Consider the following 20,366-nt stretch of genomic DNA (forward strand, 5'->3'; position numbering starts at 1 on the left):
CGTCATTGCGAGGAGCGAAGCGACGAAGCAATCCATGTCGCCGCAAGCTGTGAGGTGGATTGCTTCGCTCCGCTCGCAATGACGGACACCAACCTGGCATTCAAGAGAATGGCTTCAGCCTCCTGTTCTGCAGACCTCGAAATCTCCGCAGCCGACAAAGCAGCGGCGCTCGCCCTCACTCCTGTTTCACGTGAAACGGAAGCCCGGCTCGATCGCTACGTCGCTCTCCTGCTGGAGTGGCAGGCCAAGACCAATCTCGTCGCGCCGTCCACGCTGCCGAATCTCTGGACACGCCATATCTCCGATTCGCTGCAGCTGCTGAGTCTCGCGCCGACGGCGAAGTCCTGGGTCGATCTCGGCAGCGGCGGCGGCTTTCCTGGCATCGTGCTCGCCTGTGCATTGGCCGAGACGCCGGGCACCCAGATCCATCTGGTGGAGCGAATCGCCAAGAAGGCCGCATTCTTGCGGGAGGCGATTCGGGTGACAGCGTCGCCGGGGACGGTGCATCTGGCTGATATCGGGGATACTGTGGATAGAATCGCGGGGCCGATCGATTGCGTCACCGCGCGGGCGCTGGCTCCGTTACATCAACTGATCGGCTTTGCGGAGCCGTGGGTCAAAAAGGGCGCCAAGGCGCTGTTTTTGAAGGGTCAAGATGTAGAGGCCGAATTGACCGAGGCCACTAAATATTGGATTATTGAGCCAAAGCTACACGCCAGCCGGACCGGCGGACAGGGCTGGATCGTCGAACTCGGGTCAATCGAGCGGCGCTAGGGGACTCCGCAAGAGCAAATGGTATTTTGGTATGACTGTGATGGACGAGGTTTATCAAGGGGATAAGGCGCTCCAAGCGCCGGGCCATCCACGCATCCTGTCGCTCGCCAACCAGAAGGGCGGGGTCGGCAAGACCACCACAGCGATCAACCTTGGTACCGCACTCGCTGCGATTGGCGAGCGTGTGCTGATCGTCGATCTCGATCCGCAGGGCAACGCCTCGACCGGGCTCGGCATCGATCGCCGCAACCGCAGCTGCTCGACCTACGACGTGCTGATCGGCGAAGCGCCGCTGCGCGATGCGGTGGTCGCGACCGCGGTACCGCGGCTGCACATCGCGGCCTCCACCATGGACCTCTCCGGCCTCGAGCTCGAGCTCGGCACCACGCCGGGCCGCGCCTTCCGGCTGCGTGATGCGATCGCAGGATTGAACAACAACGTCTCGCCGGACTCCGATTACACCTATGTGCTGATCGACTGCCCGCCCTCGCTCAATCTGCTCACCGTCAACGCGATGGCCGCGTCGGACGCGATCCTGGTGCCGCTGCAATGCGAGTTCTTCGCGCTCGAAGGTCTGTCGCAATTGCTGCAGACGGTGGAGCAGGTGCGCTCGACGCTCAATCCGACGCTGTCGATCCACGGCATCGTGCTGACCATGTTCGACTCGCGCAACAACCTCTCCAACCAGGTGGTTGCCGATGTGCGCCAGTTCATGGGCGACAAGGTGTACGACACCATGATCCCGCGCAACGTGCGCATCTCGGAAGCGCCGTCCTACGGCAAGCCGGTGCTGGTCTACGATCTCAAATGCGCCGGCAGCGATGCGTATCTCAAGCTCGCCACCGAGGTGATCCAGCGCGAGCGCGAGCTGCGCGCGCACTGACGATGCACGGGATGGGCGCGGTGAAGCGAACCCCATCACGGCATGCAACGAGAGCGATGGGTTTCGCCGCGCGCGGTCCATCCTGCGATTCTGAAATTCAAGTCTGGAGTACTGCGCGTGAATCCAAGGGAGCTCGCAACAATGGCCGATGAAGCGCGTTCGCGACTGGGGCGCGGGCTGGCAAGCCTGATCGGAGACGTCGGCGGCGAGGCAGCCGCGCATGTCGAGCGGCCGCGCAACCAGCGCAAGGTGCCGATCGAATTCCTCAAGGCCAACCCGCGCAACCCGCGGCGGACCTTCGCCGATGCCGAGCTCGGCGAGCTTGCCGATTCGATCAAGGCACGCGGCGTGATCCAGCCGATCGTGGTGCGCGCGATCAAGGGCGCGCAGGACCGTTTCGAGATCATCGCCGGCGAACGGCGCTGGCGCGCCTCGCAGCTCGCCGGTCTGCACGAGGTGCCGATCGTGCCGGTCGAGGTCTCCGATTCCGACGCGCTCGAGATCATGATCATCGAGAACGTCCAGCGCGAAGACCTCAACGCGATGGAAGAGGCGCTGGGCTATCACGCACTCGCCGACGAGTTCAAACGCAGCCAGGAAGACATCGCCAAGATCGTCGGCAAGAGCCGCAGCCATGTCGCCAACATGATGCGGCTGACCAAGCTGCCGGCCGAAGTGCAGGCGCTGATCTCGAAGGGCGATCTGTCCGCCGGCCATGCCCGCGCGCTGATCGGCGTGCCGGATCCGATCGCGGCCGCCAAGCGCATCGTTGCCGAGGGGCTCAACGTCCGCCAGGCCGAGGCGCTGGCGCACGAGGAGGGCGTGCCGGAGCGCAAGCCGCAGAAGGCGCGCGCCGGCAGTGCCGCCAAGGTCGACAAGGATGCCGATACGCTGGCGCTCGAGAAGCGCGTCAGCGATGCGCTCGGCCTTGCGGTCACCGTCAGCCATCGCGATCCCGGCGGCACCGTCCAGATCAACTACCGCAACCTCGAGCAGCTCGACGAGGTGGTGCGGCGGCTTGAGGGCGGCTAGATCTTCCGAGATCTCTCCGCGTCATTGCGAGCGTAAGCAAAGCAATCCATTTCTCTGCATCTGCGGAGCGATGGATTGCTTCGTCGCTTCAACGCAAAATTGCTTTCGCAATTTTGTCGCGAGCTCCTCGCGATGACGTCTCTCCAATAAAGCGTCTCATCCCCGCCGCTTCGCGTTCGCCGCGATCGAGAGCAGGGCGCGCTGCGCGATCACGGCGGCGAGCGCGGCCTGCTTGCGCATGTCGAGCGCCGCGGTCGCGAGCTGGTCGATGATGTTCACCAGACGCTGCGGCGTGAAATTGCGCAGCGCGATCTCGACCGCGGGTTTGCGCGAGAAATGCAGCCGCGGAAATCCGCCTTCGAGCACGGCTGACGCCGGCGTGCCGTCCGCGATCGCCAGCGCCGATTTATGCAGCCACGCGGCCTGGCGCTGCGCGGCCGAGATGATCACGCCGGGATAGGTGCCGGCGACCATTGCTTTCGTGAACTCGCTCTCGACCAGCGCGGCGTTGCCGGCGAAGGCGCCGTCGACGATCGGATCGAGCTTCAGCTCGGAGGCGTCCGAGACCACGGTCATCACGTCGTCGAGCGTGATCTCGCCCTTGCCATGCGCGAACAGCGCGAGCTTGCGCAGCTCGTTGCGCGAGGCCATGCGGTCGCCGCCGAGCAGCGACATCAGCACCGCGCGCGCGTCCTGCGCGAGCCGCAGATTGGAGATCCGCAGCTCGTCCTCGATCAGCTTGGTCAGGTCGCGCTCGGTGTCGGGATAGCAGCCGATCGCGACCGCATTCTTGGCGCGCTCGCAGATCTTGCGCAGCGGCGATTCCGGCCTGAGCTCGCCGGCCTCGATCACGATCCGGCAATCCCTGAGCGCCGGCGTCTCGGTCAGCGTCTCGACGCCGCTCGAAAAATTGCGCGAGCCGGCGCGGACGCGGATGGCGCGGCGGCCGCCGAACAGCGGCACCGTCATCGCTTCATCGACCAGCCGCGACGGCTCGGCGGCGAGCTCGTCGCCATCGAGCCGCACCAGCGAGAACGGATCGTTGGGATCGTCGACCGCGGAGGCCATCAGCGCGTCGGCGCGCTCGCGCACGAGGCCGAGGTCCGGGCCGTAAAGCAGGATGATCGGGCGGCCGGCGTCAGGCCGGGCGAGGAAGTTGTCTATCTCTTTTCCGCGAAGTGCGACCAATGCGGCGATCAGGTCCCGCTGGAGAAGAACGAGGCGAGCCGGGTCTGGATATTGTCGGCGATCTCCTGCGCGGCGCGGTCCTCGGCATCGCGCAGGGCGCGCTGGCGGGAGAAGCGCTGGTAGGAGCCCGGCATGTCATAGGACACGCGCGAGAACGTGGTGCCGGTCATGACCGACTTGTTCGAGGCGATCTCGACAAGGTTGAACTGGGCGTCGATGCCGTAATTCTCGCTGGTCGGTAGCGCGGTGGTCGGATCGATCATCAGCGACGAGCGGCTCGTATAGAAGCGCAGCACCAGCCGGTGCGTCGGCGGTGCGCCGGTGGCGGTGCCGTAGAGCTTGAAGGCCAGCGCGTTGCGGACCTCGACGCCGACCCGGGCCTCGCGCGAGGCGTTGGGCTTGTCGACCGGCGGAACCTCGACGCCCATCAGCTTGTCGCGCAAGGCGGACGACTGACCGTCGAGGGTGCGCTCGGCATACATCGGCTGGAAACATCCGGCCGTCAGCGCGGCCAAGGCAGCCACGGCCACAAACCGGGCGGCGATCCTGATCCTAGCCGACAACATTGACGATCCTCATGGGCACCACGATCACCTTGCGGACGGGTTTGCCATCCAAGGCGGCTTTTACCGCATCGAGCGCCAAAACGGCAGCCTCTATCTCCGCATTTTGGGCGGTGCGTGGCACGGTAACATCACCTCGTTTTTTACCGTTGACCTGGACCACCAGGGTCACGCTGTCTTCAACCAGCAAATCGCGCTCGATTTGCGGCCAATCAGCCTCGGAAACCAGCCCTCGCTGGCCCAGAACCACCCAGCACTCTTCGGCCAGATGCGGCATCATCGGCGAGAACAGCTGGACCAGGATGGTCGCGGCCTCCTTGACGGCCCAGGCGACATCCGGCGCCGGCTTGTCACCCTTGGCCAGCACCTCGGCCAGCGCATTGGCGAATTCGCGGATATGGGCGAGGCAGACGTTGAAATGCAGCCGCTCGATCCCGGACGACACCTTGTCGAGCGCGCCATGGGCCGCCTTGCGCAGCGCCTGCGCCTCGGGTCCGAACGTTGCCGGCCGGGCCGCCGGCGCCGCCTTGCCGATTTCGGCCGATTCGTTCACCAGCCGCCACAGCCGCTGCACGAAGCGTGCGGCACCCTGCACCCGCTCGTCGCTCCAGATCACGTCGCGGTCCGGCGGTGAGTCCGACAGCATGAACCAGCGCGCCACGTCGGCACCATAGCTCGCGATGATGTCGTCGGGGTCGACGGTGTTCTTCTTCGACTTCGACATCTTTTCGATCGGGCCGATCTCGACGTCCTCGCCGGTCGCCAGCAGCACCGCGCGGCGGCCGTTGCCTCCGACCTCGATCTTCACCTCGGCCGGCGTGACCCAGCTACCGTCGGCCTTCTGGTAGGTCTCGTGCACCACCATGCCCTGGGTGAACATGCCGGCGAACGGCTCGCTCATGTCGATGTGGCCGGTCGCCTTCATCGCGCGGGTGAAGAAGCGGCTGTACAGCAGATGCAGGATCGCGTGCTCGACGCCGCCGATATATTGATCGACCGGCATCATCCGGTTGGCGACCGCGGGCGTGGTCGGCGCGGTCTCGTTCCACGGATCGGTGAAGCGCGCGAAGTACCAGGACGAGTCCACGAAGGTGTCCATCGTGTCGGTCTCGCGCACGGCCTTGCCGCCGCACTTCGGACAGCTGACGTGCTTCCAGGTCGGATGGTGGTCGAGCGCGTTGCCGGGCTTGTCGAAAGAGACGTCCTCCGGCAGCGTCACCGGCAACTGGTCGTCCGGCACCGGCACCACGTCGCACTTCGGACAATGGATCACCGGGATCGGGCAGCCCCAATAGCGCTGGCGCGAGATGCCCCAGTCGCGCAGCCGGAAGTTCACCTGACGCTCGCCGACCGGCGCATTGCCGCGCAGCTCGCTTTCCAGGCGCTTGGCGACCTCTTCCTTCGCCGCGTCGATCGTCATGCCGTCGAGGAAGCGCGAGTTGATCATGCGGCCGTCGCCGTCATAGGCGACGTCGGTGATCACGAAGGTCTTCGGGTCCTGGCCCTCGGGGCAGACCACCGGCACGTTGCCGAGATTGTACTTGTTGACGAAGTCGAGGTCGCGCTGGTCGTGCGCCGGGCAACCGAAGATGGCGCCGGTGCCGTATTCCATCAGCACGAAGTTCGCGACATAGACCGGCAGCTTCCAGCTCGGATCGAACGGATGCACGGCCTTGATGCCGGTGTCGAAGCCCTGCTTCTCGGCGGTGTCGATGATCGACTGCGCGGTGCCGATCTTCTTGATGTCGGCGATGAACTCCGCGAGCTTGGGGTTCTTCGCGGCAGCCGCCTGCGCCAGCGGATGATCCGCCGAGATCGCCATGAACTTGGCGCCGAACAGCGTGTCCGGCCGCGTGGTGAAGATCTTCAGCTCGGTCTCGCCGGCCGGCGTGGTCGCCGCATCCAGCGCGAAGCGGATCAACAGGCCTTCCGAGCGGCCGATCCAGTTGCGCTGCATCAGCCGCACCTTGTCGGGCCAGCGGTCCAGGCCATCCAGCGCTTCCAGCAGCTCCTGCGAGTACTTCGTGATCTTGAAGACCCACTGGCTCATCTCGCGCTGTTCGACGACGGCGCCCGAGCGCCAGCCGCGGCCGTCGATCACCTGCTCGTTGGCAAGCACGGTCATGTCGACCGGGTCCCAGTTCAGCTTGCGCTTCTCGCGCTCGGCGAGGCCGGCGCCCAGCATGTCCAGGAACATCTTCTGCTGATGCTTGTAGTAGCTCGGGTCGCAGGTCGCGAACTCCCGGCTCCAGTCCAGCGACAGCCCGATCGACCGCAGCTGCTTCTTCATCGCGGCGATGTTGTCGTAGGTCCAGGCCTTCGGCGCCACCTTGCGCTCGATCGCGGCGTTTTCCGCCGGCAGGCCGAACGCATCCCAGCCCATCGGGTGCAGCACGTTGAAACCCCTGGCGCGCATGAAGCGGGCCAGCACGTCGCCGAGCGTGTAATTGCGGACATGGCCGATATGGATGCGCCCCGACGGATAGGGGAACATCTCGAGCACGTAATATTTCGGCCGCGGATCGTCGTTCTTGGAGGCGAAGATCGCCTTCTGGTCCCAGGTGGCTTGCCAGCGGGGTTCGGATTCACGGGCGTTGTAGCGTTCGGCGGTCATGAAATCGCAGGGTTTTCGGTGATTTTCGGGTCCCATCCGGGGACGGCGGACTAGGCCACAAAAACGCCCATGGGGTCAACGGCTTGGGGTCTGCCAAATGGTCATTGTGAAGGGCCGCCGACCTCCCCCGTCGTCCTGGCGAAAGCCAGGACCCATAACCACAGGCGTTTGTTGGGAAAGGGGTCGCGGCCCCAGCTTCGCGCAATCATGAGCAGCGGGGGGTAATGGGTCCTGGCCTTCGCCAGGACAACACCAAATGTACGGCTTCGCCGGTGGTCATCGTTCCGCATTCTCGCGACGCGATCCGCCTCTCCTCGATCAGAGGACGCAGGGAAAGTCGGGCGCCGATCGCACCCATGGGTTCTGGGGGGCCGAGGGGCCTCAATGTCTGCGCAAAGCGTCGGTCGTGTTTGATGTCAAAGGCACGACGGATGATCGCGTCGATCTCGGGGGCGCAAGATCCTGGATGAAATCTCTGAGTGCCTCGGTGTCGAACGGCTTGCGGAGTATCTTCAGGCTTGGCGGTGCCGCATTTGCAGCGTCGCTGTAACCGGTTGTCAGGGCGATCGGCAAACCCGGGTAGCGTGACCGCACTTCTCTCGCGAGCCCGACGCCATCGATGGTTCCCGGCATGACGATATCGCTGAAGACGAGATCGATCCTTGTGCCGGCATCGAGCAGTTTCAACGCCGCTTCGGCCGAATCCCGGTAGATCGTTTCATAGCCCAGATGCTCGAACAGCGAGGATGTCACATCCGCTACTTCGGGGCTGTCGTCGACAACAAGAACCGTCTGCCGCTGCGGCTGCCTCGGTCTTGCTCTGGCAGCGGCGAGGTCTTTGCTGGCGGTTTGCTCGTCTGCACAGGACGGCAAATAGATTGTAATTGTTGTTCCCTGACCAACCCTGCTGTCTGCCGTGACCGTTCCACCGGCCTGGTGGGCGAAACCATAGACCTGGGACAAGCCGAGCCCGGTCCCCTTGCCGACCTCCTTGGTCGTGAAGAACGGATCGAACATCTTGGACAGAAGATGCGGCGGAATGCCGGTACCCGTGTCGCCAAGCGCGATCGCAAAGAAAGCCTTTGCACGGTCGCCGCCGGCTTCCTGGTTCGCGGTCACCGCATGGACGGACAAGGTGAACGTGCCGCCGCTCGGCATTGCATCGCGCGCATTGACGGCGATATTGACGATCGCAAGCTCCAGCTCGGCGAGATCCACCTTGACCGACGCGGCGCCCTCACCGACGTTCTCGTTGTAGACGATGTTTCCGCGAAGCGAGCTCTCGATCATCGTCCGCATGTTCTTGATCGACGCATTCAGATCGACGACCGTCGGGCTGAGATGCTGATGACGGGAGAAGGTCAGCAATTGGCGCGTCAGGCTCTCGCCGCGTTTGGCCGCGGTCTGGATGGCTTCGATTGCTTTGGGCAGTTTCGGATCAAGCAGGCGCGTGAAGATCTGGGCGCTGCCGCCGATGATCATCAATAGATTGTTGAAGTCGTGCGCGATCCCGCCGGTCAGTTTGCCGATCGCCTCCATTTTCTGCGACATCGCGAGCTGTTCGCGGGCCTGGACCAGCTTCTCCTCCGCGTCGCGCCGCTCGGTCGCGTCGCGCAGAATACTGATGAAGCCGATCAGATTTCCAGCGTCATCACGGCTCGATGACACGGAGCCCGTGATGAAGAACGGCGTACCATTCTTTCTGATGCGCCAACCCTCCACGTCGTACTTGCCTCTTTCGACTGCCGTCTCCAGCGCGTGTGCGGGCGAACCCGCGCGGCGTTCATCCGGCCGATAGAAAATTCCGAAATGCTTGCCGATGATTTCTTCCGAGCTGTAGCCGGTGATCTTTTGAGCGGTGCTATTCCAGCTCGTGACGTGTCCCTCGCGATCGAGCGCAAAAATCGCATAGTCGACGACGCCTTCGATAAGGGTCTGGAAATGCCGCCTGATGTTGTCGAGCGCCAGGGCTTTCCGTTCGAGTTGATCGTTCAGTTGGTCCCGAACAGAAGCGAGATGGTCTTCCGTGGTCTGGCGCGTCGCAATGGCCGCTGCCAGCGCAAGAGGAGGTGCCGATACGCAGATCGAGAGCACGAGCAAGGATAACAGTGCGCCATTCGGATCCATTTTCGGAAATGGCTCATTCCCCACCGAGAACCCCCACACGGCCATTCCGACAAAAAGGAACGCGGCCGTCGACACGGTGCATCGATCGCCGCGCAGGCCGGCCCAGATCAAGGGCAGCAGAACCAGAAAGCCCAGAAGGCCCCGATGCGGCAGCAACGCGTCGAGGTCAGTGCTGATGAGATCGCTACCGATGAGCGGGCTGTAAGCAACGATCCCGACGATGCCCGCGAGAGCGGGGACAGCGATCGATTCCAGCAGCTTCAATTTGGAAGGAATGCGGAAGGGCATCGTCGCCCAGAGCACGATGAGCGGAGTAATCACCAGCGCTCCGGCAGCGTCCGCAAGCCACCAGGTGACCCCGGCGACGACGGAATCGGAAAGGCTCGATTCATTGGCGAGGGCAAAGCCGGTCGAGGCGATGGCTGAACTGATGATCGTCGTCGGCGCAAAGCAAATGATTGCAAACTTTGCGACACCGACAGGCGTGGCAAACGTCTGGCGACCGTTCGACCAACGGTCGATCAGCCATGTTCCGGCACATGCAGCAAGCAGGCTGCCGATCCCGGCGGTGCCAAACTCCAGGAGCGATCGGTCGGCCATGAAGTAAGGAGAGACGGCCCCCACCAGGATCGCCGGCCAGATCCGGTAGCCGCGAAGCAGGACCAGCGCGAGCGCAAGCCCGGTCGGTGGCCATAGCGGTGTCGCGGTTGGATTGATCGCGGGAACCAGTCGCGCGGCTTCGGCAAGGCCGCCACAAATCGCGGCGATTATCAGGATTTCGACCGCGTAGGTCGCAATGCTCCGAGCGTCGCCAAAAGCGAGCACCCTGGCCTGATCGAACGTTGCCCTTTCCATCGCAAGCCTTTGCCGAGGGCATCTCAAGAATGCGTTGGCGACCTGTCCCCTGATCCAGTGTCACCAAAAGCGGCGAATCGCATTGTCGTGACGTCGATGTTCCCGCCAAGCACTCAACGCAGTTTTGACCAAAGCATGGCCGCACGATGGTGAGTAGAGATATGCCCGGCAACTTCGGAACGAGGGGCTATCGGGCAGCAGCATTGACCTAATAGCAGCGGCTATCCGAAACGGGTCACGGCGGCATCCGGACTACCAATTGGGTACGATCCCGCTACGTGTCGATGGGAGCGCCAGCAATGTCTGGGATGATCTCTCGAGGCTGCCCACCTGGACTGGGCGATGCAGCTAGCTCGCCAGCGCCATCCCCGCTTCGTCCAGGGTCTGCAGGAAGCCGTGCTCGATGACGGCGTTCCGGCCGCGGCGCTTGGCGGCGTAGAGGGCGGCGTCGGCGGCTTCGATCAGGTCGCCGGGGCGTTGGGTGTCGTTCGGCTTGGTGGTCGCGACGCCGATGCTGACGGTGACGACGCAATGGCTGGAGGGCGCGTGCGGCACGGCGAGGCCGAGCACTGCCGTGCGCACCGTTTCGCCGATCGCGAGCGCATGCGCGGCATCGGTGTTCGGCAGCAAGAGGCAGAATTCCTCGCCGCCATAGCGGCCGGCAAAGCCCATCGTGTCGGCGGCGATCCCCGCCAGGGTTTCGCCGATCCGCGTCAGGCAGACGTCGCCTTCGGGATGGCCGTAGGTGTCGTTGTAGAGCTTGAAATGATCGACATCGATCATCATCAGCGACAGCTCGCATTCATACTGCTGCGCCCGCATCCATTCGAAGTCGAGCCGGCTCTGGAAGCCGCGGCGGTTGGCAAGGCCGGACAGCGCGTCGATCGAGGCCATCACGGTGAGACGGTCGTTGGACTCAACGAGCTCGCGTTCGCGCTGGCTGAGCTGTGCCGCCATCGCGTTGAAGGCGCGCGCCAGCGGCACGAATTCCGACGGCAGTTTGTGCTTGGCGACGCGCGCCGACCAGTCGCCTTCACCGAATCGCCGCGCCATGCCGGTCATCAGCTCGATCGGATGGATGACGAGCCGCTCCGCGCCGACCAGGGCGCCGAGCAGCACGAACAAGCAGACGAAGCCGAGTTGCAGATAGGCGGTGCGGATCTCGCGGTTGATCGCCGCCGTCACCTTGGCCTCGTCCATGCTGACGATCAGCCGGGACTGCGTTCCGGCGATGCGGGCGAAGCTCAGCGTGCGCTGTGCGCCGTCAGAGGCCGTGAACGACACCGAGCCCGACGGCTCGTCGTAGCTCAGCGCCTTCTCGGCAATCGCCGACATCAAGGGGATAGTATCGAGCGAGTGGCCGATCAGGCTGGCGTGATCCGCGGGAGCCGCGATCACGACCCCGGTCGAGTCGACCAGGACGGCCGACATGCCGGGCTGACCGCCGAGATTGGCCATGATCTGCGACAGCCAGTCGATGTTGATCCCAGCGACCACGACGGCGTCCTGCTCCGGATTGATCGCCGCCACCGGATAGGCGGCCATCATCATCGGCCGGCCATTGGTCTTGCCGCGCAGATAATCGCTGAATACGAAGCCGCGATTATCCTGCGCCTTCTTGAAATATTCGCGGTCGCCAAGGTCGAGGCCGACCTGCATGTTGAGCGTGGAGCACTGCACCACGCCATCCCGGGAGACGAACATGATGCTGCGGATCCAGGGCAGCACCGTCGGCAGGCTGGCGCGCAGCACCTCGCAGCTCTGCCCGATACCGCCGGAGGCGCGGATATAGGCGGCCGACTTCAGCATGGTCTCGACCGAGGAGACCACTTCGCGCTGGGTCTCGGCGGCATGCGCGGTGAGGCTGGCGTAGCCCGCGGCGGCCTGCGCGATCTGCTTGCTGCGGAAATCTTCCAGCGTGCGGACGCGATCGAGCATCAGGGGCGCGACCAGCATCAGCGCAAGCAAGGCGAGCCGGGCACGGATACCCAGAACCTTCTTGAGCCTGACCCGGTTGCGGTTGAAAGTGACGCCCGACATTCTGTTCCCTTGCCCGCGCGCAAGGTAGAATGCAGGGCTTCAAAAAGCCTTTCCCGAATTTGGTAAAATTCGAGCCAAACCCCGCATCTGTCAGAGAACGGCACAAGCATGACGCAAAGCCCGACCACGCCGTTATCGGCTGATTCACCACACGGCCTCGCCGCCGTGGAGCAGGAGATCGCGCATGCCTGCAAGGAGGCGCGACGCGACCGCGCGTCGGTGACGCTGATCGCGGTGTCGAAGACCTTCGCGGCCGACGCAATTTTGCCGATTATCGGCGCCGGACAGCGCGTATTTGGCGAAAACCGCGTGCAGGAGGCCAAGGGCAAGTGGCCGGAGCTGCTCCAGGCTCATCCCGGATTGAAGCTGCACCTGATCGGGCCGTTGCAGTCGAACAAGGCCAAGGAGGCGGTCGCGCTGTTCGATGCGATCCATTCGGTCGATCGCACCAGCATTTGCGAAGCGTTAGCCAAGGAAATCAAAAATCAGGGCAAGCACCCGGAACTGTTCGTCCAGATCAATACCGGCGAGGAACCACAGAAGGCCGGCGTAGCGCCGCAGGATGCGGATACCTTCATCGCGGCATGCCGCGACAAATACGGTCTGCAGATTTCAGGACTGATGTGCATCCCGCCGGTCGACCAGGCCCCGGCGCCGCATTTCGCGCTCTGCGCCAAGATCGCCGCGCGCAGCGGGCTCAAAAATCTCTCGATGGGCATGAGCGCGGATTTCGCCGTGGCAATCGCGATGGGTGCGACGCATGTGCGGGTGGGTTCGGCGATTTTCGGCACGCGGACGGTGCCGCACAACTGAAGCCGCATAACCAGCGTCGTCCCTGCGAAAGCAGGGACCCATACGCCGCGGCCATCGCAAAGGGCACGCGGCTAGTCGGTGCTCAACAACCAAGCCCTGTGGTTATGGGTCCTGGCTTTCGCCAGGACGCCATTGGTGTTTGCGGTGGCGCTGCGCCTAAGCAAACTTCACCGACACCTTTCCGATCGCGCCGAAATCGGCCGCGAACACATCTCCGGCCGCGATCGGCAGCGGCGGGTGGCAGGTGCCTGTCGTGACGACCTCCCCTGCCCGCAACGTCAGCCCGAGCGCGCGCAATTCATTGGCGCACCAGGCGAGCGCCGCGCGGGGATCGCCGAGCACGTTCTTGCCGTGGCCGATGTAGCGCTCGCCGCGCAGGGTGATGGTCGGGCGTTCCTCGACCAGATCGATCGCGCGCCAGTCAGCCGATGTCGCGGGTCCGAGCACGAACAGATGCGCGCAGGCATTGTCGGCGATCAACTGCGCCTCGCCGGCGGAGACGAAATCGGAGAAGCGCGAATCCGGAATCTCGATCGCGGGATGCAGCGTGCCGACGGCATCCAGCACCTCCTGCACGCTGTACGGCGTTGCGCGCGGCACGAGGTCACGCGCCATGCGGAAGGCGAATTCCGGCTCGCCGACGCGCATCTCGATGCCCTTCATCGACGCGGTGCCGCCATCTGCGATCACCGTCTCGGCGAGGATGCGCCCCGCCAGCGGCCCGGCGACGTTGATGTGCTTCTGGCCGGCTTCGCTAGTCGCCGCGATCTTCCAGCCGAACAGTTTTTCGCGCGAGGTCTTTTCCAGCTCGGCCTGCACCGCGTAACCCTCGGCGCGATCGCGCGGCCGCATCGCGCCATCGAGTGCGCCAAGCTTGGTGCCGGCGTGCCAGTGATCGCTCAGGACTCGTGCGGCGGCCGCGATCTGGTTGCTGTCGAGCATGGTTTCGCTCCCGCGAGAATTGTTTTGGGGAATGTTTTTGGGTCGCGCGCAATCTCAGCACAAACGCGTCGCGTCTGTCGCGTGGGAAAACCGATGCCCAGCTATCTACTCGATGATGATCTTTGTCTTTGGACTCATCCGCCGCAACAGCCGCAGCATCGACGCTTTCGTCATCGAGACGCAGCCCGCGGTCGGTCCGAAATTCGGCCGCGCCAGATGCAGGAACACGGCGCTGCCGCGGCCGGCGATACGCGGCGCGGCGTTGTGGTCGATCTCAACGATGAAGTCGTAGAGGTGATCCTCGCGGGTCAGCCGGTCGCCGCCCTCGTCGCGGTCGAGCCGGATCGGTTGGTTGTAATGGCGGTCGGCGGGATCCTCGCACCAGGCGTCCTCGCGGCGGATCGGCCGGGTCGGCAGCAAGGTCACCGGCCGCCGGTGCCGGTCGGCGCGCCACCAGAGTTGCCGCGGATGGAACATGCCGCGCGGCGTGCCGCCGTCGCCCTCGCGCTTGTTGGCGAGGATTCCGCCGCGTCCGAGCGCCACCGGAACGGTCCAGCCGTCGGCCGTCAGCCAGCCCCGGCGCGGATTGCCGGCGGCGGCGCGGACCTCGATGACAGAGAGCGGGCGATCACGTTTGACTGTCATATAAGTGATTGAAATAGCTGACCTTCCCCTAAGAATCGTTCCAAACTGAACTTGCCTCGGATGTTCGGATCATTCTATCACCCGGTATTACAGGACATTCACGTCCTGCCCCGCCGGATTTGAGGTAGACTGCGTTGCCTTGTGAATCGGTAACAATCGCCTACCTGAGCAGATATCTAGCCGATGTTACGGCCTTAAGCGCCCTCCGCTTCTGACCGCCCGCCCCGAAGGATTGTACCTATGGCCAATGCCCGCAAGATCTTGATCGTGGATGACGATACCGATCTGCGCGATACGCTGGTCGAGCAGCTGTCCCTGCACGAGGAATTCGAAGCCTCCGCAGTCGATACCGGCGCCAAGGGCGCCACTGCCGCCAAAGCCAATTCCCCCGACCTGGTCCTGATGGATGTCGGCCTGCCCGACACCGACGGCCGCGAAGTGGTCCGTAGCCTGCGCAAGGGCGGCTTCAAGGCCCCGATTATCATGCTGACCGGCCACGACACCGATTCCGACACCATCCTGGGGCTCGAAAGCGGCGCCAACGACTATGTGGCCAAGCCGTTCCGCTTCGCGGTGCTGCTGGCCCGGATCCGGGCGCAACTGCGCCAGCACGAGGCCAGCGAGGACGCGGTGTTCTCGGTCGGCCCCTACTCGTTCCGGCCCGGCTCGAAGATGCTCACCGGCGCCAATGCCAGGAAGGTGCGGCTGACCGAGAAGGAAACCGCGATCCTGCGCTTCCTCTACCGCGCCGGCCAGATGCCGGTGTCGCGCGAGACCCTGCTCCAGGAAGTCTGGGGCTACAATTCCGGTGTCACCACCCACACGCTGGAAACCCACATCTACCGCCTCCGCCAGAAGATCGAGAAGGACGCCGCCAACCCGGAAATCCTGGTCACGGAAGCCGGTGGCTACAAGCTGGTGCCGTGATACGCTTCGCGCTCAACGATTCGTGAAATCGAGGCGCACCGCGGTTACCGGCCCTGAATGTCGATCGATGATGACGTAGCCCTGCTCGAGCGGGTCCCGACGATGCGTCTGTTGGGCGACAGCTCCTTGCGCATGCTGGCGATCGGCTCCGAGCAACGCGACTTCAACGCAGGCGAGGTGCTGTTCAAGACCGGCGACACTGCGGACGCCGGCTATGTCGTGCAGCGCGGTACCTTTCGCGTCGAGGAAGGCGGCGCCGAGATCATCGCAGGTCCCGGCGCGCTGATCGGCGAGCTTGCATTGATCGTCGCGATGAAGCGGCCGTCGACCGCGACCGCACTGGAGCGCGGCTCGGTGATCCGCGTCGCCCGCAGCCTGTTCCAGCGCGTGCTGGAAAGCGACCCCGCCGCAGCCCGCCGCCTGCGCGACGAACTCGCGCTGCGCACCAGCCAGCTCGCCAGCGATATTCTGATGGCGGGTGGGAAGTTGAGTACGTAGCTGCCGTCGTCCCGGCGAAGGCCGGGACCCATAACCACGAATGCTCGTTGTCGGAAGATCGTCCGGCCGCGTGCCCATTACGCTGGCCACGGTGTATGGGTCCCGGCCTTCGCCGGGACGACACCGTCTTGGATTTTAAACCTCCATCACCGCCGTCACCGGCACATGGTCCGACGGCCGCTCCCAGCTGCGGGCGTCGCGGGTGATCTTGAAGTCGCTGACCTGATCCTTCAGCGCGCGCGAGACCCAGATGTGGTCGAGCCGGCGGCCGCGGTCGCCGACGGTCCAGTCCGCGGCGCGATAGCTCCACCAGGTGTAGACCTTTTCCGACATCGGGATCCGCTCGCGCGCGATGTCGAACCATTCGCCATGCGCCTGCGCCGCGAGCAGCTTCTCGGTCTCGACCGGGGTGTGCGAGACCACCTTCAACAGCTGCTTGTGCGACCACACGTCGTTCTCGTGCGGTGCGACGTTGAGGTCGCCGACCAGGATGTGGCGATCGTCGCCGCGCGGATGCAGCGGCTCGCAGCTCTTCATCTCGTCGAGGAATTGCAGCTTGTGCTCGAACTTCGGATTGAGCGCGGGATCGGGAATGTCGCCGCCGGCCGGCACGTAGAAATTATGCAGCACCAGCGGCTTTGAAAGCTGCGCCTTCTCGCCGAACGAAACCGAGATGTGCCGCGAGTCGATCTTGTCGCAGAACGTCCGGATGTCGGTCGACTCGAACGGCAGCCGCGAGACGATGGCGACGCCGTGATAGCCCTTCTGCCCGTTCAGCGCGACGTGCTCATAGCCGAGCCGCTTGAAGCGCTTCAACGGAAACGCATCGTCGATGCACTTGGTCTCCTGCAGGCACAGCACATCGGGCCGGGCGCTCTTCAGGAATTTGGCGACGATGTCGATGCGCAGGCGCACCGAATTGATGTTCCAGGTGGTGACGGAGAACCGCATGAGAGCTGGGTCTTAGCATGGTTCTCAGCGCGGGTCGGCGCTTTGTCCACAGCGTCGTAGGCGTAGGATGGGGAGAGCGAAGCGAAACCCATCCTGCGCAGCTACGCGTGACGGCTAGCCCGGCGAGGAGCCCGGATAGGTCGTGAAGTCGATCTTGAACAGGCCCGGATCGGGCTTCTGCGTGGCGTCGAGATTGTAGACCGCAACCGTGGTGTCGTAGCCCTGCGGGTCGGTGACGGTCCATTGCTTGAGCTTGCCGTCCTTGGCGCCGATCATCAGCAGGAAGCGGCTGGTGCCGACCAGCGCCTGCTTCTCCTCGATCGTGATGCTGACGAACACGTCGTCGGCGGTGACGCTGACGACGTTGGTGTCCTTCATCAGGTCGATGCGGTCCGACAGCAGATAGCGCAGCGGGGTCTGCGACAGCGGATAGATGTCCTGGGTGGCGAGCCTGCGGTCGCGCACCGCGACCGACGAGCCGTCGGCGATCACCTCGATGGTGCTCGGATTGTCGTACTCGAAACGCAGCTTGCCGGGCTTCTGGATGTAGAAGTCGCCCTTGGTCTTGGTGCCGTCAGGGCCGACCTGCACGAAATTTCCGACCAGCGTCTGCAACGACGACAGATAGGCCGAGACCTTGGCGGCCTGCGCCTTCTGGTTGGCGTCGAAGGTCTGGAAGATGTTGGCGGGCACGTTGCGGCGCGGATCGGGAATCACCGGGTCCGGCGGTGCCTGGGTGGCGCCTGTCGTCGTCGGTCCCTTGTCCGCATTGCTCTGCGCGCCGGCGTCCTTGGCTTTGGGCGCAGCCTTCGGTGCGGGTTTTGGCGTCGTCGGCGCATTCTGCGCAGTCGCGCCGCCGGCGATCGCGGCGGTGACGAGAAGAGCAAGCGCAGTGCGCGCGCCGCGGTCAATGAGGTGTTTTGCCATCAGATATGTCAGGTCTCTGTTCGACGCTCGTCCCGCTTCGCCGGATTTTATCCCGCCTCTTCCGAGGGAGATATGGTTTTTCCGTGATGATCGCCCCCGATCAGAACTGGCCTTCTTCCTCCCCGACCAGGATTTCGCGCTTTCCGGCGTGATTCGCAGGGCCGACGATGCCCTCAAGTTCCATCCGCTCCATCAGCGAGGCGGCGCGGTTATAGCCGATCTGCAGCCGGCGCTGGATGTAGGAGGTCGACGCCTTGCGGTCGCGCTTGACGATCGCAACCGCCTGCGTGAACAGGTCGCCGCCGCCGTCGCCGCCCATGCCGGTGGCATCGAACACGGCGCCGTCCTCGTCGGTCGGTTCTTCCGCAGTGACCGCTTCGAGATATTCCGGAGCGCCCTGCGTCTTGAGGTGGCGAACCACCTTCTCGACTTCCTCGTCGGAGGCGAACGGGCCGTGCACGCGGCTGATGCGGCCGCCGCCCGCCATGTAGAGCATGTCGCCCTGGCCGAGCAGCTGCTCGGCGCCCATCTCGCCGAGGATGGTGCGGCTGTCGATCTTCGACGTCACCTGGAACGCGATGCGGGTCGGGAAGTTCGCCTTGATCGTGCCGGTGATGACGTCGACCGACGGACGCTGCGTGGCGAGGATCACGTGCAGGCCGGCGGCGCGCGCCATCTGCGCGAGGCGCTGCACCGCGCCTTCGATGTCCTTGCCGGCGACCATCATCAGGTCGGCCATCTCGTCGACGATGATGACGATGTAGGGCAGCGGCTCGAGGTCGAGCTTCTCTTCCTCGTAGATCGCCTTGCCGGTCTCCTTGTCGAAGCCGGTGTGCACGGTGCGGGTCAGCTCTTCGCCCTTGCCCTTGGCTTCGACGAGACGCGCATTGTAGCCGTCGATGTTGCGGACGCCGAGCTTGGCCATCCGCTTGTAGCGCTCCTCCATCTCGCGCACGGCCCATTTCAGCGCGACCACCGCCTTCTTCGGGTCGGTGACGACCGGCGTCAGCAGATGCGGGATGCCGTCATAGACCGAGAGTTCGAGCATCTTCGGATCGACCATGATCAGGCGGCACTGATCCGGGCGCAGCCGGTAGACCAGGCTCAGGATCATGGTGTTGATCGCGACCGACTTGCCGGAGCCGGTGGTGCCGGCGATCAGCATGTGCGGCGTGCGCGCCAGATCGATGATGACGGGATCGCCGCCGATCGTCTTGCCGAGGCACAGCGGCAGCTTGGCGACCGAATCGACGCTTTCCTTGGCGACCAGGAGCTCGCGCAGATAAACCTTCTCGCGATGCGCGTTCGGCAGCTCGATGCCGATCGCGTTGCGGCCGGCGACCACGGCAACGCGGGCCGACAGCGCGCTCATCGAGCGCGCGATGTCGTCGGACAGTCCGATCACGCGCGACGACTTGATGCCGGGCGCGGGCTCCAATTCGTACAGCGTGACCACCGGGCCGGGATTGGCCTTGACGATCTCGCCGCGCACGCCGAAATCCTGCAGCACGCCTTCCAGCGCGCGCGAATTGTTTTCCAGCTCGGCCTTGCTCAGCGGCTGGCGATCGCTCGCCTTCGGCGCGCTGAGCACCGAGACCGACGGCAGCTCGAACTTGTCGGAATTCTTCTTCTTCGGCTTCGGCTCGGCCTTCTTGCGCGGGGCGCGGGCGGCGGGAGCTTCCTCCTCCTCGTCCTCTTCTTCCTCGTCGTCGAAAGCCTCGGCCTCGTCTTCGTCCTCGTCGTGATCGTCATGCGCCGGCGCGATCGAGGGCGCCGCGCGGCCGCCGCCGATATTGGGCTCCTGGCGCTCGAACGCAGCGCTGCGGCCCTGCGCTCCGCTCGACACCAGCGATTTATAGGCTGTCGTGAACAGCCAGCCGAGCCGCGCCTTCGCGCTCATCAGGGCGTGGAACAGCCAGCCCAGCGAGACCGAGCTGCGGTCCTCGTCCTCTTCGACGAACGGCTCGTCATCATCAGAGATCGGCGTCAGCTCCTCGTCCTGCTCCTTGGCGCCCCAGCCGCAGGCGAACAGGAAGCACGCCGCCATCGCGACGAACAGGATCAGCCCGAGCACGACGCGGTAGATGAAGCCGGGCGGGCCGAACACCACGGCCGGCGCGCGCAGCAAGGCATCCCCGACCACGCCGCCGAGCCCGGTCGGCAGCGGCCACGACGTGTTGTGCGGCCAGCAGCTGGCAAAGCCCGCCGCGATCACCGTGCACAGGATCCAGCAGCCGAGCCGCAGCGCCTCGCGGTCGAACGGACGATGCGTCAGCATCCGCCAGCCCCACACCGCGACCGGCAGCAGCAGCATGATCGCGCCAAGGCCGAGGATCTGCATCAGGAGGTCGGCGCCGATCGCGCCGGGATAGCCGAGCACGTTGCGGATCGCGCGCGAGGTGGCGTGGCTCAGCGACGGGTCCTGCACCGACCAGGTCATCAGCGCAGCGGTGATCGCGCCGGACAGCGCGATCAGGCCGAGCCCGGTCAGTTCGCGCAGCCGCCGCGCCAGCGCCTCGCGCAGCGAGAGCGGCAGATGGCCGACCAGGGGGATGACACGTTCGATCGCTGGCATACTCAATCTTCG

The 20,366-nt window shown here is 64.7% G+C and carries 16 protein-coding genes; 6 read left to right on the plus strand and 10 right to left on the minus strand.

Going from position 1 to position 20,366, the window contains the following annotated elements; all coding sequences use genetic code 11:
• The first annotated feature begins 108 nt into the window (after nt 1-108).
• The 3 genes from rsmG to CK489_RS08695 all read left to right on the plus strand — a co-directional run bounded on the left by rsmG (nt 109) and on the right by CK489_RS08695 (nt 2,689).
• A complete protein-coding gene (gene rsmG, locus CK489_RS08685; RefSeq protein WP_095732097.1) occupies nt 109-774 on the plus strand; it encodes a 16S rRNA (guanine(527)-N(7))-methyltransferase RsmG in 666 nt (221 codons plus the stop codon).
• A gap of 31 nt (nt 775-805) precedes the next feature.
• The gene (locus CK489_RS08690; protein WP_050627992.1) at nt 806-1,657 is read left to right on the plus strand and encodes a ParA family protein; all 852 of its coding nucleotides are present in this window, start codon (nt 806-808) and stop codon (nt 1,655-1,657) included.
• 141 nt (nt 1,658-1,798) lie between these two features.
• Nucleotides 1,799-2,689, plus strand: a complete 891-nt coding sequence (locus CK489_RS08695) for a ParB/RepB/Spo0J family partition protein (protein WP_050627991.1) — start codon at nt 1,799-1,801, stop codon at nt 2,687-2,689.
• Nucleotides 2,690-2,845: 156 nt separating this feature from the next.
• Here CK489_RS08695 and holA read toward each other — a convergent pair whose 3' ends face one another.
• The 5 genes from holA to CK489_RS08720 form a co-directional block, all read right to left on the minus strand.
• Nucleotides 2,846-3,877, minus strand: a complete 1,032-nt coding sequence (gene holA / locus CK489_RS08700) for a DNA polymerase III subunit delta (protein WP_095732016.1) — start codon at nt 3,875-3,877, stop codon at nt 2,846-2,848.
• 8 nt (nt 3,878-3,885) lie between these two features.
• Nucleotides 3,886-4,443: an LPS assembly lipoprotein LptE gene (gene lptE, locus CK489_RS08705; RefSeq protein WP_050627989.1), complete on the minus strand. Its 558-nt coding sequence runs from the start codon at nt 4,441-4,443 to the stop codon at nt 3,886-3,888.
• On the minus strand, nt 4,430-7,054 hold the full coding sequence (leuS, locus tag CK489_RS08710; RefSeq protein ID WP_095732017.1) for a leucine--tRNA ligase: 2,625 nt from the start codon (nt 7,052-7,054) through the stop codon (nt 4,430-4,432). Before leuS ends, lptE begins: the two co-directional genes overlap by 14 nt.
• A 381-nt stretch (nt 7,055-7,435) precedes the next feature.
• On the minus strand, nt 7,436-10,036 hold the full coding sequence (locus CK489_RS08715; RefSeq protein ID WP_095732018.1) for an MASE1 domain-containing protein: 2,601 nt from the start codon (nt 10,034-10,036) through the stop codon (nt 7,436-7,438).
• Between the two features lie 348 nt (nt 10,037-10,384).
• Nucleotides 10,385-12,076, minus strand: coding sequence for a sensor domain-containing diguanylate cyclase (locus tag CK489_RS08720; RefSeq protein WP_095732019.1), 1,692 nt, complete (start codon nt 12,074-12,076; stop codon nt 10,385-10,387).
• Nucleotides 12,077-12,184: 108 nt separating this feature from the next.
• Here CK489_RS08720 and CK489_RS08725 point away from each other — a divergent pair, with 108 nt between their 5' ends.
• Nucleotides 12,185-12,889, plus strand: a complete 705-nt coding sequence (locus CK489_RS08725; protein WP_050627986.1) for a YggS family pyridoxal phosphate-dependent enzyme — start codon at nt 12,185-12,187, stop codon at nt 12,887-12,889.
• 156 nt (nt 12,890-13,045) lie between these two features.
• Here CK489_RS08725 and CK489_RS08730 read toward each other — a convergent pair whose 3' ends face one another.
• Nucleotides 13,046-13,831 (minus strand): 2-keto-4-pentenoate hydratase, encoded by a 786-nt coding sequence (locus tag CK489_RS08730; protein WP_095732020.1) that lies wholly within the window; start codon nt 13,829-13,831, stop codon nt 13,046-13,048.
• Between the two features lie 105 nt (nt 13,832-13,936).
• Nucleotides 13,937-14,476, minus strand: a complete 540-nt coding sequence (locus CK489_RS08735; RefSeq protein WP_095732021.1) for a L,D-transpeptidase family protein — start codon at nt 14,474-14,476, stop codon at nt 13,937-13,939.
• A 240-nt stretch (nt 14,477-14,716) separates the two neighbouring features.
• Between CK489_RS08735 and CK489_RS08740 the strand changes: the two genes are divergently transcribed.
• Nucleotides 14,717-15,403: a response regulator transcription factor gene (locus CK489_RS08740; RefSeq protein ID WP_016841446.1), complete on the plus strand. Its 687-nt coding sequence runs from the start codon at nt 14,717-14,719 to the stop codon at nt 15,401-15,403.
• Nucleotides 15,404-15,460: 57 nt separating this feature from the next.
• Nucleotides 15,461-15,901 (plus strand): Crp/Fnr family transcriptional regulator, encoded by a 441-nt coding sequence (locus CK489_RS08745; RefSeq protein WP_050627983.1) that lies wholly within the window; start codon nt 15,461-15,463, stop codon nt 15,899-15,901.
• A gap of 135 nt (nt 15,902-16,036) precedes the next feature.
• On the opposite strand, the gene CK489_RS08750 is transcribed toward CK489_RS08745, so the two are convergent.
• The 3 genes from CK489_RS08750 to CK489_RS08760 all read right to left on the minus strand — a co-directional run bounded on the left by CK489_RS08750 (nt 16,037) and on the right by CK489_RS08760 (nt 20,360).
• The gene (locus CK489_RS08750; protein WP_050627982.1) at nt 16,037-16,852 is read right to left on the minus strand and encodes an exodeoxyribonuclease III; all 816 of its coding nucleotides are present in this window, start codon (nt 16,850-16,852) and stop codon (nt 16,037-16,039) included.
• A gap of 114 nt (nt 16,853-16,966) precedes the next feature.
• Nucleotides 16,967-17,779, minus strand: a complete 813-nt coding sequence (locus CK489_RS08755; RefSeq protein ID WP_050627981.1) for an outer membrane lipoprotein carrier protein LolA — start codon at nt 17,777-17,779, stop codon at nt 16,967-16,969.
• 100 nt (nt 17,780-17,879) lie between these two features.
• Entirely contained in the window at nt 17,880-20,360 is a 2,481-nt protein-coding gene (locus tag CK489_RS08760) for a DNA translocase FtsK (RefSeq protein WP_095732022.1), read from the minus strand.
• Nucleotides 20,361-20,366 lie beyond the last annotated feature (6 nt).

It is taken from the genome of Bradyrhizobium sp. UFLA03-84, from assembly GCF_002289535.1.
GTDB lineage: Bacteria > Pseudomonadota > Alphaproteobacteria > Rhizobiales > Xanthobacteraceae > Bradyrhizobium > Bradyrhizobium viridifuturi.